Below are 1,084 nucleotides of genomic sequence, written 5' to 3'. Positions count from 1 at the left end.
GCGATTAAGCGATAACTTTAGCAACAACACCAGCGCCTACAGTACGGCCGCCTTCACGGATTGCGAAACGCAGACCGTCGTCCATCGCGATTGGGTGAATCAGGGTTACAACCATGTTCACGTTGTCGCCTGGCATTACCATCTCTACGCCTTCTGGCAGTTCGATGGTACCGGTCACGTCAGTAGTACGGAAGTAGAACTGTGGACGGTAGCCTTTGAAGAATGGCGTGTGACGACCACCTTCATCTTTGCTCAGGATGTACACTTCAGATTCGAACTGGGTGTGTGGCTTGATGGAGCCTGGCTTAGCCAGTACCTGACCACGTTCGATTTCTTCACGTTTGATACCACGCAGCAGAACACCTACGTTCTCACCAGCACGGCCTTCGTCCAGCAGTTTGCGGAACATTTCAACGCCAGTACAGGTAGACTTAACGGTGTCTTTGATACCAACGATTTCAACTTCTTCGCCAACTTTGATGATACCGCGCTCAACACGACCGGTAACAACGGTACCACGACCGGAGATGGAGAATACGTCTTCGATTGGCAGCAGGAACGGCTTGTCGATAGCACGCTCTGGCTCTGGGATGTAGCTGTCCAGGGCTTCGGCCAGTTCGATGATTTTCGCTTCCCACTCAGCTTCGCCTTCCAGCGCTTTCAGCGCGGAACCGCGGATTACTGGCAGGTCGTCGCCTGGGAAGTCGTAAGCGGACAGCAGTTCGCGAACTTCCATTTCTACCAGTTCCAGCAGCTCTTCATCATCAACCATGTCGCATTTGTTCATGAATACGATGATGAAAGGAACGCCAACCTGACGACCCAGCAGGATGTGCTCACGAGTCTGAGGCATTGGGCCGTCAGTCGCAGCTACTACCAGGATCGCGCCGTCCATCTGAGCAGCACCGGTGATCATGTTTTTCACGTAGTCGGCGTGCCCTGGGCAGTCAACGTGCGCGTAGTGACGAGTCGGGGTGTCATACTCAACGTGGGAGGTGTTGATGGTGATACCACGAGCTTTTTCTTCTGGCGCGTTATCGATCTGGTCGAAAGCACGTGCAGAACCGCCGTAGGTTTTAGCCAG

1 protein-coding gene is annotated in these 1,084 nt (G+C 53.7%); it reads right to left on the bottom strand.

What is annotated here, in order from left to right; translation table 11 throughout:
• Positions 1-4: 4 nt before the first annotated feature.
• Positions 5-1,084: elongation factor Tu (gene tuf, locus ACOWVD_RS25465; protein ID WP_060417749.1), on the bottom strand; the 1,080-nt coding region annotated here is incomplete at its 5' end.

This window comes from Serratia sp. SA088 (assembly GCF_049065515.1).
Classification (GTDB): domain Bacteria; phylum Pseudomonadota; class Gammaproteobacteria; order Enterobacterales; family Enterobacteriaceae; genus Serratia; species Serratia nematodiphila.
This window is presented reverse-complemented; position numbering and strand designations above follow the sequence as displayed.